This window comes from Proteus sp. G2673 (genome assembly GCF_009915125.1).
In the GTDB taxonomy this organism is placed as follows: Bacteria; Pseudomonadota; Gammaproteobacteria; order Enterobacterales; family Enterobacteriaceae; genus Proteus; species Proteus penneri.
On sequence record NZ_JAABLT010000018.1, the window covers coordinates 23,934 to 41,167 of the forward strand.

The window sequence follows — 17,234 nt, forward strand, 5'->3', positions numbered from 1 at the left end:
TGTCATTGATGACAATAACGAGACATCAGGTGTTTCGGCACCTGATGTTTTGAGAATAAGGGCATATTGCTTTCCCAAAAATAAGCAATATAACAATGAAAAAAAGAGAGCCACTGTGAAAGTGTTGACTGTTTTTGGCACACGCCCTGAAGCGATAAAAATGGCACCTTTAGTGCACGCTTTAGCAAATGATGATTCGTTTGAAGCGAAGGTATGTGTTACGGCCCAACATCGAGAAATGCTTGATCAGGTATTAAATCTTTTTGAGATCAAACCAGATTACGATCTCAATATTATGAAACCAGGACAAGATTTAACGGATATTACCTGTCGTATTTTAGAAGGGTTAAAACCAGTATTAGCGTCATTTCAACCTGATGTTGTTTTAGTACATGGTGATACAACAACGACCATGGCAGCAAGCTTAGCCGCATTTTATCAACGAATTCCAGTTGGTCATGTGGAAGCTGGATTACGTACTGGCAATCTTTACTCTCCTTGGCCTGAAGAGGCAAACCGCACCATTGCAGGACATCTTGCAATGTATCATTTCGCACCAACAGAAACTGCAAAATTAAATTTGGTACGTGAAGCGGTTGCGGATAAAAAGATTTTTGTCACGGGAAATACGGTAATAGATGCGTTATTTTGGGTAAGTGACAGAGTGATGGGCAATCAAACACTCTTAAATGAGCTTGCTGTACACTATCCATTTATTCAGCCTGACAAGAAAATGATCTTGGTAACAGGACATCGTCGAGAAAGCTTTGGTGGTGGTTTTGAACGGATTTGCCAAGCTTTAGCTGAAATTGCATTAGCACACCCTGATGTTGAAGTTGTTTATCCTGTTCACTTAAATCCAAATGTGAGTGAGCCTGTTCAACGTATTCTTCACGGTATTGACAACATTAAACTAATACAGCCACAAGATTATCTCCCATTTGTTTATCTAATGAACCATGCTTACCTTATTCTGACCGACTCTGGTGGAATTCAAGAAGAAGCTCCTTCATTAGGTAAGCCAGTTCTGGTAATGAGAGACACGACAGAGCGCCCAGAAGCTGTTGAAGCAGGCTCTGTTCGTTTAGTGGGAACAGATACTAAACGTATTGTTAGCGAAGTAACCTCTTTATTGACAGACGAAAACGCGTATCACCAAATGAGTAAGGCGACAAACCCTTATGGTGATGGACATGCCTGCCAACGTATTCTTGAAGCATTGAAAAAAAATCAGGTGACATTATGAGTTTTGAAACTATTTCTGTTATCGGCCTCGGCTACATTGGTTTACCTACAGCGGCAGCTTTTGCCTCTCGTAAAAAAAGCGTCATTGGTGTTGATGTTAATCAGCATGCTGTTGATACAATTAATAAAGGTCAAATTCACATTGTTGAGCCTGATCTCGATAAAGTCGTTAAACAAGCGGTTGAAGAAGGCCATTTAAAAGCCTATACCACGCCACAGCCAGCAGATGCTTTCCTTATTGCAGTACCAACACCGTTTAAAGGTGAACATGAGCCTGATTTGGCTTATGTTGAATCGGCGGCTCGTTCTATCGCACCTGTACTGAAAAAAGGTGATCTTATTATTCTAGAATCGACGTCACCTGTTGGTTCTACTGAACAAATGGCACAGTGGTTAGCTGAAGCTCGTCCAGATTTAACGTTTCCTCATCAAGACGGTGAAGAAGCAGATATTGATATTGCTTATTGTCCTGAGCGTGTATTACCAGGCCAAGTTATGATTGAGCTTATTCGCAATGACCGAGTTGTTGGTGGAATGAACCGTAAATCCTCCGAGCGTGCGAGTGAGTTATACAAAATTTTCCTTGAGGGTGAATGTGTTATCACCAATGCGCGTACCGCAGAAATGTGTAAGCTAACGGAAAACAGCTTCCGTGATGTGAATATTGCATTCGCTAACGAATTATCGCTGATCTGCGCTGAGCAAGATATTAATGTGTGGGAACTAATTAGCTTGGCGAACCGCCATCCTCGCGTCAATATTTTACAACCAGGCCCAGGCGTTGGTGGACACTGTATCGCAGTTGACCCTTGGTTTATCGTGTCACAAAATCCAAAACAATCCCGTTTAATTCACACTGCGCGTTTAGTCAATGATGGCAAACCTGTGTGGGTTATCGATCAAGTTAAAGCTGCAGTTGCAGATTGCCTGACTGAAACTGGTAAACGTGCAAACGAAATTAAGATTGCCTGCTTTGGTTTAGCTTTTAAACCTAACATTGATGATTTACGTGAAAGCCCAGCGATGAATATCACTAAACAAATCGCAGATTGGCACAGTGGTACGACATTAGCCGTTGAGCCAAATATTCATGAGCTACCAACAAAACTGAAAGGGATCACAGAGTTAGTATCAACAGAACAAGCATTAAAAGATGCTGATATTGTCTTAATGCTTGTTGATCACCAACAATTTAAAGCGATCCCGGGTAGTAAAGTGACTCAAAAATGGATTGTGGATACTAAAGGAGTATGGCGTTGAAACGCATTCTAGTGACAGGTGGAGCCGGTTTTATCGGCTCTGCTGTTGTTCGACATATTATTGAAAACACCAATGACAGCGTTGTTGTGGTGGATAAGCTGACTTATGCTGGTAATTTAGAGTCATTAGCAACTGTTGCTGACAGTGAACGCTATGCCTTTGAGCAAGTCGATATCTGTGATAGCGCTGAGCTTGATCGCTTATTTGCTCAATATCAGCCAGATGTTGTGATGCACTTAGCGGCCGAAAGCCATGTTGACCGCTCTATCGATGGTCCGGCTGCGTTTATTGAAACCAATATTGTGGGGACTTACACCTTATTGGAAGCGGCTCGCCGCTTTTGGCAAGCACTGCCTGAAGGGAAGAAAACAGCGTTCCGATTCCACCATATCTCAACAGATGAAGTGTATGGCGATTTAGAAGGTACAGATGACTTCTTTACTGAAACTACACCTTATGCACCAAGTAGCCCATATTCAGCGTCGAAAGCTTCAAGTGACCATTTAGTTCGAGCTTGGCTACGCACCTACGGTTTACCCACCGTGATCACGAACTGCTCAAATAACTATGGCCCTTATCATTTCCCTGAAAAATTAATCCCATTAATTATTCTAAATGCGATTTCAGGAAAACCATTACCTGTTTATGGTAAAGGTGAGCAGATCCGTGATTGGCTCTATGTTGAAGATCATGCTCGCGCCCTCTATTTAGTCGCAACAACAGCAACACCGGGTAAAACCTACAATATTGGTGGTCATAATGAGCGCCGTAATATTGATGTTGTTAAAACGATTTGTGCACTATTAGAAGAGTTATATCCAGCAAAACCAGAAGGTGTTGCTCAATATGTCGATCTCATCACTTATGTGAAAGACAGACCCGGTCATGACCTGCGCTATGCGATTGATGCGGCAAAAATTGAAGCTGAATTAGGCTGGAAACCCGCAGAGACATTTGAATCAGGCATTCGTAAAACAGTTTTGTGGTACTTAAATAACGAAACATGGTGGAAACGTGTGTTAGATGGCTCTTATGCAGGCGAACGTCTAGGGCTTGGAAACTGATTAAGTAAAAGGATAAATGATGAAAGGTATTATTCTAGCGGGTGGCTCTGGTACACGACTGCATCCGATAACCAAAGGGGTATCGAAGCAGTTATTGCCTATCTATGATAAGCCCATGATCTATTATCCGCTTTCAGTTCTAATGCTTGCCGGTATTCGGGATATTTTGATCATCACAACACCCGATGATATGACTTCATTTCAGCGCTTATTGGGGGATGGCTCTGCATTTGGTGTTCATCTTCAATATAAAATACAGCCATCGCCAGATGGCTTAGCTCAAGCGTTTATTTTAGGTGAAGAATTTATTGGCGATGATCATTGCTGTTTAGTGTTAGGCGATAATATCTATTTTGGTCAAGGGTTTAGTCCAAAACTAAAACAAGTTGCTCAACGTGAACGGGGAGCAACAGTTTTTGGTTATCAAGTCATGGATCCTGAACGATTTGGTGTTGTTGAATTTGATGATGATTTCAAAGTACTGTCGATTGAAGAAAAACCAGAACAACCTAAATCTAATTGGGCTGTAACAGGACTTTATTTCTACGATAACCGTGTGGTGGATTTTGCTAAAAAAGTAAAACCCTCTATTCGTGGTGAACTAGAAATTACGTCGATTAATCAGATGTATCTTGAGTGTGGTGAGCTTAATGTTGAACTGTTAGGGCGTGGTTTTGCATGGTTAGATACTGGCACTCACGACAGTTTAATTGAGGCCAGTACTTTCGTTCAAACCGTTGAAAAGCGCCAAGGATTTAAAGTGGCGTGTCTTGAAGAGATTGCTTGGCGCAATGGATGGCTCAATGATGACCAAGTAAGAGAAAGTGCAAAATCGCTGTCTAAAACGGGTTATGGTCGCTATCTATTGGATTTATTACATGTCCGTCCTCGCCAATATTAATTATCTTGAGTGGGAAAGTGAATTTTTCTCCCTCAAAACAGGGCGCCTTGAGTTTGATATACAAGCGCCCGTGTTAACAGGCGAACAGCTTGATGCTTTTGCTGTGGTTCAAGCTAAAATCGCATCTCATGAGCTTTCTCTCATCGATAAACTCAGCCAATTAGGTTTTCAATTTGCGGAAGGTGAAATTGATTTTAAACTTTCAATTGGCATAGAAAATGCTTGTAAGAATGCGCCTGAATGCTGTTTTAGAAAAGCCAATGAAGATGATATCGATTTATTGATGGCAACAGCCTCAGAAGCTTTTGTACAAAGCCGTTTTAGAACACCTTGGTATCAAGAAGGTGATAGCAGTCGTTTTTATGCATTATGGGTTAAAAAAGCCGTACTAGGCACGTTCGATGATATCTGCTTACTGACTTATGATATTGACAATAACATGAGTGGTTTTGTCACTTTACGTCGTCTATCTGAAAGTGAAGCAAGAGTGGGATTACTTGCGGTAATGCCCAATAGAACAGGACAAGGCATTGGTAAACAACTGATGTCGGCCGCGAAGTTTTGGTGTCAACAGCAAGGTATTTCAACCCTATATGTTGCAACACAAATCAGCAATATTGCAGCTTCGCGTTTATACACACACAGTGGGGGCTTAATAGAGAGCACCACTTATTGGTTATACAGGGGATAATATGATTCCGTTTAATAAACCACCCGTTGTCGGCACCGAATTAGAATATATGAAACAGGCCATGGAAAGTGGCAAGCTCTGTGGCGATGGCAATTTCACAAAAAAATGTGAAAAGTGGTTAGAAGAACAATTTCATTGTCATAAAACGCTGTTAACGCCATCTTGTACTGCATCGCTTGAAATGGCTGCTATCTTATTAGATATCAAGCCAGGCGATGAAGTCATTATGCCGAGTTTTACCTTTGTTTCGACCTCTAATGCGTTTGTATTACGTGGAGCAACGATTGTTTTTGTTGATATCCGTCCAGATACCATGAATATCGATGAAACAAAAATTGAAGCGGCGATTACAGAAAAAACTCGTGCTATCGTGCCTGTTCATTATGCAGGTGTTGCCTGTGAAATGGATACCATTATGGCGATTGCGAAAAGACATAACCTGTTCGTGATTGAAGATGCGGCACAAGGTGTTATGTCAACTTACAAGGGTAAGGCTCTTGGTACGATTGGTCATATTGGTTGTTATAGTTTCCATGAAACTAAAAATTACTCATCAGGCGGTGAGGGTGGGGCAACGTTAATTAACGATCCTGATTTAATCAATCGCGCAGAAGTTATTCGTGAAAAAGGCACTAACCGTAGTCAATTTTTCCGTGGCCAGGTAGATAAATATACTTGGCGTGATATTGGTTCTAGCTACTTAATGTCAGATTTACAAGCAGCCTACCTGTGGGCTCAACTTGAAGAAGCCGAAAAAATTAATGAGCGTCGTTTAGCATTTTGGCAGATTTACTATGATGCATTAACGCCATTAGCGGAAAAAGGCTTATTGGCGCTTCCAATCGTTCCTGAAGGGTTAGAACACAATGCGCATATGTTCTATATCAAACTGAAAGATATTGAGCAACGTAGTGCGTTTAATGACTATATGAAAGCGCATGGTGTTTTAACGGTATTCCACTATGTGTCACTACATACCAGTCCAGCAGGTATGAAATTTGGTCGTTTTGATGGTGAAGATATTTTCACTACACAAGAAAGTGAGCGTTTAGTGCGTTTACCTATGTTCTACAATATGACAGAAGAAGAGCAGCAGACTGTTATTGGCCATATTCGCGATTTCTTTGCTTAATTATGTCATTAGCCAAAGCATCAATTTGGACAGCGGGATCAACCCTGATAAAAATCGGGGCTGGTCTGCTTGTCGTTAAGTTACTTGCAGTCTCTTTTGGTCCAACAGGAGTCGGGTTAGCGGGTAACTTTCGTCAATTAATTACCGTACTCGGCGTCTTGTCTGGTGCGGGCATTTTTAATGGTGTGACGAAATTAATCGCACAATATCAAGATGATGATATTCAACGTAAAAAAGTGTTGGGTACTTCATCATCCATGATTTTGCTATTTTCCACACTATTGGCTATTTTATTTCTTCTTTTTTCTGCCCCCATTAGCCAAGTGTTATTTGGTGATAATTATCATCAATATCAGGATATTGTAAGAGCCGTTGCTTTTATTCAAATGGGGATAGCATATAGCAACTATTTTCTTGCCATATTAAAAGGTTATCGTGACGCAGCAGGTAATGCCTTATCTGTGATTGCAGGTAGCATTATTGGTGTTGTTGCTTATTATTTGTGCTATTTGTTTGCGGGTTATCACGGTGCATTGATTGGATTAGCATTAGTTCCAGCACTTATTTTATTTCCTGCTACATTTTTAGTAGTCAAGCGTAAACGCTTCGCTTTCAGTGAACTTAAACCTCATTGGGATAAAGCGATAGCAAGTCATCTTGGTAAGTTTACCATTATGGCAATACTGACCTCGATTACATTACCCGTCGCTTATATCATGATGCGTAATTTACTTGCTGAGCACTATAGTTGGGAAGACGTAGGGATTTGGCAAGGGGTGACCAGTATTTCAGATGCTTATTTGCAGTTTATTACCGCATCGTTCTCAGTTTATTTACTGCCAACACTCTCCCGATTAACGCAAAAGAGTGATATTACCAAAGAGATTGTTAAGTCACTGAAGTTTGTATTACCCGTGGTAGCGGTTGCGAGTTTTATGGTGTGGTTATTACGTGATTTCGCGATTTGGTTACTGTTTTCAGATAAATTTGTCGCTATGCGTGATTTATTCGCATGGCAACTTGTCGGTGATGTTTTAAAGGTAGGCGCTTATGTCTTTGGTTATCTCATCATTGCAAAAGCGGCACTGCGTTTTTATATCCTTACAGAAGTCAGTCAATTTGCCTTATTAACGCTATTTTCGCGTTGGCTTATTCCTGAACATGGCGCACTAGGTGCCGCTCAAGCCTATATGGCAACGTACATTATTTACTTCCTTCTCTGTAGTTCCGTTTTCGTGATTTATTGCAGGCGCAAATGACAACTTTGATTTACGTACTAGGTTCAGACATTGTGCATCATAACAACACAATGTTACGTTTTTTTAACGACCACCTCGTGACTGAGGCGGGGTTAATGTATAAACCTCGTTTTATCGTTGCCAGTAAAAATACTTCACTGCAAGAAAGCTACCCAGCTTTAGATATTGAGTGTTTAGTCGATAAAAAGCAGGTTGCACAGAGAGTGGTCACATTGGCAAAAGCCGATACTCACCAACGATTCCTTTTTTTAGGCCAGTTTAATGCACCTATTTGGTTGGCATTATTAACAGGTAAAATTAAACGTCATCAATTTTGGTGGCATATTTGGGGTGCTGATTTGTATCAGGATTCTAAACAGCTAAAATTTAGACTTTTCTATCTTCTTCGTAAACTCGCTCAAAAACGCGTGGGGCGAGTATTTGGTACACGAGGTGATCTTAACTACTTCGCGCAATTTAACGTTAATATTCCTGCCAATTTACTCTATTTCCCAACAAGAATGGATCCTGCGCTTACGGTGACAGAAAAAACGCCTATTGATGAAAAACAACTTACCATTATTGTGGGTAATTCAGGGGATAGCTCGAATCGCCACATTGAAGCGTTACAGGCAATTGCAGAGCAATATGGAACACGTGCAAAAGTGATTATTCCAATGGGATATCCTGAAAATAATCACGTTTATATTGATGAAGTCGCTCAAGCCGCTAGCCAGTTGCTTCCCTATAATCAGGTTGAAATATTACGTGATAAATTGGTATTTGATGATTATCTAGCGTTATTGAAAACATGTGATTTAGGTTATTTTATTTTTCATCGACAACAAGGTATTGGCACCCTTTGTCTGCTTATTCAATTTGCGATCCCTTTTGTTATTAGCCGTCAAAACCCGTTTTGGCAAGATTTAACAGAACAGAATGTTCCCGTCTTTTTCTCAGGTGATAAATTAGATGTTGCGCTAATTGAAGAGGCTAAACGTCAATTGTTGACACTTGATCGCCAAAATATTGCCTTCTTTGCGCCTAATTTTACGGACGGTTGGAAAGCGTTAATTGAGATGAGTACAGGAGAGCCGCAATGACATTGGCGGAACTGGGTGGCTTAACACTTGTTTATTTTATCTCTTTAAGTTTTATTTTATTACTGACTTATCAAGAGTTTCGTCGAGTTCGTTTTAATTTTAATGTTTTTTTCTCAATGCTCTATCTGCTGACTTTCTATTTTGGCTTTCCACTAACTTGTATGTTGGTATTCCAATTTGATGTCGCAGTTGTACCCGTTGACTCATTATTATACGCGCTATTAGCCTCTACCAGCTTCTATGCCATTTATTATGTAACTTATAAGGTAAGACTGAGAAAATCGGTTGACGGCCCTTCTAGGCCGTTATTTACGATGAATAGAGTAGAAACCAACCTCACTTGGATTTTATTGGCATTAATTGCCTTTGTAACTGTGGGTATTTTCTTCCTACAAAATGGTTTTTTACTTTTTAAGCTCAAAACATATAGCCAAATTTTTTCAAGCCAAGTATCGGGTGTGGCGCTTAAGCGCTTTTTCTATTTCTTTATTCCCGCCATGCTGGTGGTCTATTTCTTAAAACCGACTCAACAGCGCTGGATCTTCTTCCTTTGTGCAACGGTGGGTTTTGGGATCTTAACTTACATTATCGTGGGAGGAACCCGCGCTAATATCATCATCGCTTTCGCGCTGTTTTTGTTTATCGGTATTGTTCGCGGCTGGATAACCTTGTGGATGCTGGTTGCAGCAGGAGTGATGAGTATTGTTGGCATGTTTTGGCTGGCATTAAAACGTTATGGGCTTGATGTCAGTGGTGCCGAGGCATTCTATACGTTCTTGTATCTCACTCGCGATACGTTCTCTCCTTGGGAAAATCTAGCTTTGTTACTGAATAATTATGACAAGATTGAGTTTCAAGGGCTTGCACCAATCATTCGTGATTTCTATGTCTTTATTCCTTCTTGGGTATGGCCAGAACGCCCTGACGTTGTGCTGAACTCGGCAAATTACTTTACATGGGAAGTACTTAATTACCATGCAGGGCTCGCCATTTCACCGACCTTAATTGGCTCATTAGTTGTAATGGGAGGCATTGCCTTTATCCCATTAGGTGCAATTGTTGTAGGACTGATTATTAAGTGGTTTGATTGGCTATATCAGCAAGGGCTCAATGAAAGCAATCGTTATAAATCGGCTATTTTGCAAGCGTTCTGCTTTGGGGCTATTTTTAATATGATTGTTTTGGCGCGGGAAGGTGTTGATTCTTTCGTTTCTCGCGTTGTGTTTTTCTGTTTAATTTTTGGTTTATGTTTGGTGGCCGCCAAACTGCTTTATTGGCTATTTGAAAGTGCGGGATTAGTGCGTAATTACGTAACCCGCCAAATACAAAGTGAACTTCGTTGTTTAGAGAAAAAGGAAAAGTAATGGGATCCAATTCAATTCCGAAGTATTCAATCCGCGGACATAATATCTGGGGATTTCGCGATATGGCTCATTTTCTGGATTATCTCTATGAAGGAGCACAAATAAAAAGTGGCTCTTTGATTGCCATTAATGCAGAAAAAATTCTCACAGCAGAAACAGACTTTGCACTCAATGAGCTACTCAATGAAGCGGATTATCTTTATGCCGACGGTATCAGTGTCGTGCGAGGTATTCGTCGCAAGTATCCTGATGCAAATGTTTCTCGTATTGCAGGTGCAGATTTATGGGAAGCATTAATGGAAAGGGCGGGTAAAGAGGGAACGCCAGTCTTTCTTGTTGGTGGTAAACCTGAAATTCTTTCTCAAACCGAAAATAAGCTTAAAGCACAGTGGAACGTAAATATTGTGGGGAGTCAGAACGGTTACTTCACACCACAAGATAGAGAGGCGTTATTTGAGCGTATAAAGGCCTCTGGTGCGAAGATAGTGACTATTGCCATGGGATCACCGAAGCAAGAGCTATTTATTCGTGCATGTCGTGAAATTTATCCTGATGCTTTATATATGGGCGTTGGCGGAACTTATGACGTATTTACAGGTCATGTTAAAAGAGCACCGAAAGCATGGCAGAACCTTGGCTTAGAATGGTTATATCGTTTGTTATCACAACCAAGCCGAATTAAGCGTCAATTTAAGCTACTAAAATTCGTCGGGTATTATTATTCCAATAAATTGTAGTCGTAATAGCGTCTTTTTTTGTTAGACGGAGCTGATTAAATAATTTATTCATGCTTTTATCTAGCATCTTGGTTGTTTAATTATTATACTGACGGGGCGTTTAGTGTGTAAAAGCGCTCCATTTATCGACGAAATGCACAAACTATCGTCAAACAAACTTTTTTTTTCAAAAAGCACTAGACAGACAGAGCGTAAATCCGTACTATCCTCTCCCGCAACGGCGTGAAGCGCCCGTAGCTCAGCTGGATAGAGCGCTGCCCTCCGGAGGCAGAGGTCTCAGGTTCGAATCCTGTCGGGCGCGCCATTAAAGCGTGCTAAGAGTTACGGTGAAGAACGTTGTTGTAAGAAGTAATAAGATAGCTGTTATGGTGGCTATAGCTCAGTTGGTAGAGCCCTGGATTGTGATTCCAGTTGTCGTGGGTTCGAGTCCCATTAGCCACCCCATCTTATCTTAGTTATTGTTTATGCGAGGGTGGCGGAATTGGTAGACGCGCTAGCTTCAGGTGTTAGTGTCCTAACGGACGTGGGGGTTCAAGTCCCCCCCTTCGCACCAATAAACAAGATAAGAGCAGTGATGCAGACGGCGAGTAGCGCAGCCTGGTAGCGCAACTGGTTTGGGACCAGTGGGTCGGAGGTTCGAATCCTCTCTCGCCGACCAATAAGAAAAAGCCTCGATTATATCGAGGCTTTTTCGTATCTACGATTTAGCTTTTTAAAACCCGCCATACTTTTTCTACATCTACATCTACATCTACAATTTATGTTTTTTATTTCGTGTTATGTGTTTCAGATAAGAAAACTAAAATGATGCTTTTAACAGAAATATCGTTCTTATCACTTAAGAGTTATTAATAATTTAATTTATTGCTGAATTTTAATCTTCAAAAAAAGATGAATTAAATACATAAAATAATAGATAGTAATTATATGAAATATAAGTCTTTTATTTTATTTGTCGGCAAATGCCAACACTCGCTACTTTGGGTGTCTCCAATAGGAGACATGTAATACATTGATTTTATAGGGTTAAATATTGGTTGTGTTTTTCTTGTCGTGAAAAAGAGACGTATATCAGACACTATATTTTCTTTTTCTACTTAGCAATAGCGTGTTGGAAGTACAGGTCGTCGCTTATTTATCATTGAAAATGAGTAGAGTCAGAAAGGAAAACTAGAATTCAATAAGTTACCTTACTTTTTTAGGGATAGGGGATATTTTTAATAAAAAATGAAAAATTGGCACGCTAAATGCTTTATGTATATTGTAGATGCTCATTCCACTCCTTATGACAGCATATGACTTCATAAACCTAGGAATGATGCAGAGCCGATTATTCGGTGCCTACGTCCACGTTAACGATGAACATCATTCATCATCAACAGGACGAAACGTTGAGTGAGGCACCATCCGTCTGTAGACCTGATTGTATATTTATGCGCCTGTATAGTTTTATACAGGCGTTTTTTTATATACCAACCACACATCCATTTTGTATTCACTGCATTAACACGCTATTATCCAGTGCAAGGGGAGATTGGGGATAGCATCAATATGATAAATAAGCAAAAAGCATATCTTGCACAAGAAAAACTCTTTCTTATAGAGAAGTTTGGCCCATTATTGTTTTTTTTGATCCCTCTTATCATGCTCATTATAGGTGGCAAATCATGGGCTAAATATGTGGTTTTTCTTTGTCAGGGGATCGCACTGATTTATATCGTCGTGTTTTATCAAGCGAAAAAACATTATTTGGCATTTAAGCAAGAAAATGAGAAGGGAATACCCACTCGCTTTTATCGTATCGCTTGGGTGTATGTGTTTTTGACTCTATGTGTAGAAGTGGTGTTGTTATTTCAACGAGGCTTTTAAATCACATAAAAAAACCCTCAATAAAGAGGGTTTTTAGATCAGTTAATTAAACGATTTATGATCACGTTCTCATCGAATGTGTTTATTTACTTTTTTTAGGCTCTTCAAAAATGACAGAGTCTTTTTTCAGTGTCATTAATAAAGCATCTTTACGCACTTTCGCCGACTCTTCAGATTTTTTCTGTTTATCTAATGCATCAGCAAGCCACGCAAAATCATGAACATCAGGGCGTTGTTTTAATGCATTACGAAAAGCCTCTTCAGCTTGACCCCATTGCCCTTGTTGCATTGCTATCTGACCTAATGTGCTATTGAGTAATGGTGTTGGCCCATGCTGTTTAATTAATGAATTGAGTACTTTCAAAATCACACTGGCATCTGTATTTTTTAAACGAGGTAATAGTAGGATCAAACGCTCGTCATATTGGCGTTTAATGCCGTCTAAGATGATCGTTTGAGCGCTATCAGGATCGTTGCATTCAATAAGGTGTTCAGCTAAAACAACACGTAATGCATTATCGTGATGCACTTTACGAGGCTGCGCTTTCCACCAATTTTTCAGTCCATCACAGCCATTTTCGGACATTTTCTGCCCCATAATGCCAATGTAGGCTTTTTGGCGTAATTGAGCGAGTTCATCATCCGTGTGTAATGCAATTTTTTGCATGGAAGGAATGATATCAAGCAATGCTTGCCAAGCAGCGGTTCGGGTATAAGCCGTTTCAGCTAAACGTAAAACCTCAGGATGGCGAGGTGCTTGATTTAATAATTCATCAACGCCAGTACGCGCCGCATGATTTTCATTTTGCGCCAATAAAATACGCACCCGTGTAATATCAACTGGAAGTTGATTGGTATCGGCAAGCTCAGCTGCGCGTTCAAGGTGTTGCTGAACTCGGAATTCATCACCGCGCTGTTGTGCTGCTTCTGCTGCTAATAGGTAGTTTACAACTGGCTGTTCAGCATAGTCTGCGTTGCGACTCATCAGTTTTTCAACTTCTTTAAAATCACCTTCCGCTAATTTCATTAATGCCATACTGGTTTGTTTGCGCGCACGATTACGTTTACGGAAAGAAAACCAACTATAGGCTTTTGAGCCTGTACCAATAAAGCGGCGATAACTCCAACCAATCAGTAGTAGTGCTAATTGTAGCAAAACAAACATAATGACCAAGCTGGTTACACTGGTTTCAATATCCCAATCATCAGTTTGTATAAGCACATAACCTTGATGGCCTGCCAATAGTGGGCCAAAAATGACACCCGCAATAAGCACCACAAAAAGGAGCAGTATTTTTAACATAAGCTTATTCTCCTCGTGGTGTTACTGGTGCATCAACTGCTGTGCTATCAGCTGCGGCATCTTGTGCGCTTTCTGATGCGTTATGTTCAGCTTCTACAGCTTGGGCATCTTGGGCTTCAACAGCTTGTGTTTCAGCAATTTGTGGCTCTGCATACTCATTTTGTGCCAGTAAATTGCGGATTTGCTTTTCTACTCGTTTTTCTAGCAAGGTTGGGCTCTTCAATTCTGATGGTATTGCAAGCGTAATAGGTTGTTTCTCTAATTCAGATACCGTATCTAAAAATGCGGTTGTACTTGGATCAGAGGTATCAAAATAAGCACGAACCCAGGTGGATACTGCCTCAAGCGATTGCTGGTAGATCTCAGTTTGATGGCGAGGAACCGCTTGGGAAGCAATTAATAAACGTGAACGAATATTCTCACGTAAATAGATATCTTGGTTTGGCGCTAATAAAGGAACGGCTGCGGTATCACGGCGGCGAATAGTAATAAAATCATCCATAAAGCTTTTCCAGCTTTTGCTGAGATTCTGTTTCCAATCAGAAAGTGAACCTGAAATGGTTTCGTCGTTTTTATCCATTGGTGAGCCATTACGCTCCAAACCCGCTAAGCGGAGATTATCAATCTGATTCGCTAACTGGTTTAATTGTAAGATGGTGCCATCATTATCGATTTTAGTGAGAGCAGCTAAACTGCTGATGTCTTCATTAATAGCACGGCGGATCTCAAGTAAGCTCGGATCATTCATTTCCGCTAAGCTACTATCAGCACCTTTTAGTAGACTTACTGCGGTCACGACATCTTGATCATTCCACAACTTCCGACCTGCCATTTTCACCATAAAATCAGCTTGTGCTAATAGCCAACTTTTGACATCTGCATTAGAAATAGCGGCAAAGCGTGTTTGTAGATCTTGGATTTGGCGCTCTGTTGTTTGGCGCTCATTTTGTAACTTATCAATAGTCTGTTTTTGTGAGTTAAACATGCTATCAATATTGTCAAAGCGTTGTTGATAAGTGTTTTGGAGCTGTTGTAATTGGGTAAGCTCAGATTTGAGTGATTGATTTTCTACACTCAGCTTTGATGCTTGTTGATTGGTGTAATAGTAAAGGCCACCACCGATTGCCAAAATAACAAGAATAGCAACAGCACTTCCAATTAGGCCTGAGCGCTTGTTATTAACAGGTTTGACTTCCTGATAGCGGACATTCTCATCAGCTTTAACTGCATCTTTTGGCAAGTCATTATCATTTGTATTTTTCTGTTCCGTCATATCGGCGTCTCATTTAGGTTCTATATTAATGCATGAAATAAAGCATCATTATTGGCACTTTCAGCAACGGTGATAGTTTCCCACCCTAATGTTTTTGCTATTGTTGCTAATCGTTCACTGACCACAATTAAATGGCAGTTTAACAGCCATGCTTTTTTAGATTCAGCGACTAGATCAAACAGTTGTTGTAACATTTCACCGCTAGTGACAACAAGCGTATCAACCTGTGCTTTTTCCCATTGAAGCGCAAATTCTTCAGGGGAATAATTAATAAATAGGCGTTGGTAACATTCGCATTCATCAACAATTGCGCCTCGTTGACTCAATGTTTTTGCGAGTAAGTCACGACCACCGTTACCTCTAAGCAGTAATATTCGCCTGTTTTTCACCTGATTAAGCGCAGAAAGGTTAAGAAGATCCTCACTGGTTTCTCCTTGCTCAGGGTAGCAAATTGGAAGACTACTTAAATGTTGGAAATCTTTCGCTGTGCTTTTACCTATTCCATAATAGGATAGCGTATCTGGCCATGATTGTTGTAATTGATTTAGCTGCCAGTTTGCGTATGACACCGCATTTTTGGAAAGTAAAAATACACAATCACCCGCCTTTAATCCTTTTAGTTTAGCATCTAATAAAGGGAGTTCACGACCTGCGGTGATCTCGATTAAAGGTGCTTGAAAAGCTGTTTTACCCGCATCAATTAAACGCTGGGTTAATGCTTTTCCTGCTGGGTTGGGGCGAGTAACTAAAATACTCATGCAGGTGTGCTACCTTGATACACTGCCGTTAAAATAGCTCTTGCACCTTTATCTAAAAGCTCTTCAGCCAATGAGATGCCTGCGGTTTCAGCGTTTTCAGGCGTCACTAAACGTTCACCTCGTAAAATAGTTTCACCATCAGGTGAACCGACTAAAGCCCGCAACCAAATTTTGTCATCTTGCCAAATAGCGTAGCTTCCAATTGGAACCTGGCAACCGCCTTCAAGGCGCGTATTCATTGCACGTTCTGCTTTAACACAAATTGCTGTTCGGGAATGATTGAGCGCATCTAATAGCTGGCGAGTTTCATTGTCATCTAAGCGACACTCAATTCCCACAGCGCCTTGTCCAACCGCGGGTAAAGATTGCTCAGCTGATAATGGCGTACGAATACGTTCATTAAGGCCTAGGCGTTTTAAGCCTGCAACAGCAAGAATAATAGCATCGTAATCGCCGTTATCTAATTTACTTAAGCGAGTGCCTACATTACCTCGTAAATCACGAATAATTAGATCAGGGCGTTGTGCTTTTAATTGACATTGGCGACGTAAACTTGATGTGCCTACAATACTACCCGCAGGAAGTTCTTCTAACGTATTATAATGATTAGAAACAAAGGCATCACGAGGATCTTCACGTTCACAAATAGTAACTAACCCTAAGCCTTCAGGGAAATCAATAGGAACATCTTTCATGGAGTGCACAGCAATATCTGCACGTGATTCAAGTAGAGCAAGTTCTAATTCTTTTACGAATAACCCTTTGCCACCCACTTTAGCTAAAGGTGTATCTAGGATGATGTCACCTTTAGTGACCATCGGTACTAATTCGACGACTAAACCTGGATGAGTAAGTTGCAGTTGTTCTTTCACATAAAGCGCCTGCCACATAGCGAGAGGACTTTGGCGGGTAGCAATACGGATGGTACTTTTTGACATAATAGTATTATCTCTTCCGAGCGATTAGCGATATTTTTGTTTAGAAATAAGCCATTGTTTTAACACTTTAAGGCCCAATTTTCCAGTTAAGGCGCTTTGTATCGTAATAACAATGAAAGAAATGAGGTCATCATCGAAAAAGAAAAAAAGAAAAAGGAAATAAAAAATAAGTAATTTATTAATGGATACTATTGGGTTTAGTTATTTTTAGAATTTTATTCTTTTTATATCTATATTAAAAGTGTGGTTATTAACAAAATTAAAACATTAGATTATGTTTGTTAACAAGCTATAAGCAAGAAGAGATATAAATATTATGTTTTATCTGAACATATTGATAAAACGGCTATTATTGTAA

The 17,234-nt window shown here is 40.3% G+C and carries 15 protein-coding genes and 4 tRNA genes; 15 read left to right on the forward strand and 4 right to left on the reverse strand.

Features of this window, described 5'->3' with window-relative positions; translation table 11 throughout:
- Window positions 1-115: 115 nt before the first annotated feature.
- From wecB to GWI59_RS08740, 15 genes are all read left to right on the forward strand, one after another.
- Window positions 116-1,246 (forward strand): non-hydrolyzing UDP-N-acetylglucosamine 2-epimerase, encoded by a 1,131-nt coding sequence (gene wecB, locus GWI59_RS08670; protein WP_006535832.1) that lies wholly within the window; start codon window positions 116-118, stop codon window positions 1,244-1,246.
- Complete coding sequence (gene wecC, locus GWI59_RS08675) at window positions 1,243-2,505, forward strand: UDP-N-acetyl-D-mannosamine dehydrogenase (RefSeq protein WP_109399701.1); 1,263 nt, start codon at window positions 1,243-1,245, stop codon at window positions 2,503-2,505. The genes wecB and wecC overlap by 4 nt, the downstream gene beginning before the upstream one ends.
- The gene (rffG, locus tag GWI59_RS08680) at window positions 2,502-3,569 is read left to right on the forward strand and encodes a dTDP-glucose 4,6-dehydratase (RefSeq protein WP_109399716.1); all 1,068 of its coding nucleotides are present in this window, start codon (window positions 2,502-2,504) and stop codon (window positions 3,567-3,569) included. The genes wecC and rffG overlap by 4 nt, the downstream gene beginning before the upstream one ends.
- 19 nt (window positions 3,570-3,588) lie before the next feature.
- Window positions 3,589-4,470 carry a glucose-1-phosphate thymidylyltransferase RfbA gene (rfbA, locus tag GWI59_RS08685; protein ID WP_072064612.1) on the forward strand — a complete coding sequence of 294 codons (882 nt, stop codon included), beginning with the start codon at window positions 3,589-3,591 and terminating at the stop codon, window positions 4,468-4,470.
- Entirely contained in the window at window positions 4,448-5,161 is a 714-nt protein-coding gene (rffC, locus tag GWI59_RS08690; RefSeq protein WP_006535826.1) for a dTDP-4-amino-4,6-dideoxy-D-galactose acyltransferase, read from the forward strand. The genes rfbA and rffC overlap by 23 nt, the downstream gene beginning before the upstream one ends.
- A gap of 1 nt (window position 5,162) precedes the next feature.
- Window positions 5,163-6,293, forward strand: coding sequence for a dTDP-4-amino-4,6-dideoxygalactose transaminase (gene rffA, locus GWI59_RS08695; protein WP_072064610.1), 1,131 nt, complete (start codon window positions 5,163-5,165; stop codon window positions 6,291-6,293).
- Window positions 6,294-6,295: 2 nt separating this feature from the next.
- Entirely contained in the window at window positions 6,296-7,552 is a 1,257-nt protein-coding gene (gene wzxE / locus GWI59_RS08700) for a lipid III flippase WzxE (RefSeq protein ID WP_109847972.1), read from the forward strand.
- Complete coding sequence (locus tag GWI59_RS08705; RefSeq protein ID WP_161724482.1) at window positions 7,549-8,634, forward strand: TDP-N-acetylfucosamine:lipid II N-acetylfucosaminyltransferase; 1,086 nt, start codon at window positions 7,549-7,551, stop codon at window positions 8,632-8,634. The genes wzxE and GWI59_RS08705 overlap by 4 nt, the downstream gene beginning before the upstream one ends.
- A complete protein-coding gene (gene wzyE, locus GWI59_RS08710; RefSeq protein ID WP_006535820.1) occupies window positions 8,631-9,998 on the forward strand; it encodes an ECA oligosaccharide polymerase in 1,368 nt (455 codons plus the stop codon). Before GWI59_RS08705 ends, wzyE begins: the two co-directional genes overlap by 4 nt.
- Window positions 9,998-10,735, forward strand: a complete 738-nt coding sequence (wecG, locus tag GWI59_RS08715; protein WP_072064606.1) for a lipopolysaccharide N-acetylmannosaminouronosyltransferase — start codon at window positions 9,998-10,000, stop codon at window positions 10,733-10,735. The genes wzyE and wecG overlap by 1 nt, the downstream gene beginning before the upstream one ends.
- A gap of 227 nt (window positions 10,736-10,962) precedes the next feature.
- Window positions 10,963-11,039: transfer RNA gene (locus GWI59_RS08720), tRNA-Arg, on the forward strand.
- Between the two features lie 64 nt (window positions 11,040-11,103).
- Window positions 11,104-11,179, forward strand: a tRNA-His gene (locus tag GWI59_RS08725).
- A 22-nt stretch (window positions 11,180-11,201) separates the two neighbouring features.
- Window positions 11,202-11,288, forward strand: a tRNA-Leu gene (locus GWI59_RS08730).
- A gap of 28 nt (window positions 11,289-11,316) precedes the next feature.
- Window positions 11,317-11,393: transfer RNA gene (locus tag GWI59_RS08735), tRNA-Pro, on the forward strand.
- A gap of 893 nt (window positions 11,394-12,286) precedes the next feature.
- Window positions 12,287-12,604 (forward strand): hypothetical protein, encoded by a 318-nt coding sequence (locus tag GWI59_RS08740; RefSeq protein ID WP_109399694.1) that lies wholly within the window; start codon window positions 12,287-12,289, stop codon window positions 12,602-12,604.
- A gap of 82 nt (window positions 12,605-12,686) precedes the next feature.
- Here GWI59_RS08740 and hemY read toward each other — a convergent pair whose 3' ends face one another.
- The 4 genes from hemY to hemC are packed head-to-tail and all read right to left on the reverse strand — an operon-like array spanning window position 12,687 to window position 16,876.
- On the reverse strand, window positions 12,687-13,907 hold the full coding sequence (hemY, locus tag GWI59_RS08745) for a protoheme IX biogenesis protein HemY (RefSeq protein ID WP_161706224.1): 1,221 nt from the start codon (window positions 13,905-13,907) through the stop codon (window positions 12,687-12,689).
- 4 nt (window positions 13,908-13,911) lie between these two features.
- Window positions 13,912-15,180 carry a uroporphyrinogen-III C-methyltransferase gene (gene hemX, locus GWI59_RS08750; protein WP_161670976.1) on the reverse strand — a complete coding sequence of 423 codons (1,269 nt, stop codon included), beginning with the start codon at window positions 15,178-15,180 and terminating at the stop codon, window positions 13,912-13,914.
- A 20-nt stretch (window positions 15,181-15,200) separates the two neighbouring features.
- Window positions 15,201-15,938, reverse strand: coding sequence for a uroporphyrinogen-III synthase (gene hemD / locus GWI59_RS08755; protein WP_072064602.1), 738 nt, complete (start codon window positions 15,936-15,938; stop codon window positions 15,201-15,203).
- Complete coding sequence (gene hemC / locus GWI59_RS08760) at window positions 15,935-16,876, reverse strand: hydroxymethylbilane synthase (protein ID WP_161670977.1); 942 nt, start codon at window positions 16,874-16,876, stop codon at window positions 15,935-15,937. The genes hemD and hemC overlap by 4 nt, the downstream gene beginning before the upstream one ends.
- Window positions 16,877-17,234 lie beyond the last annotated feature (358 nt).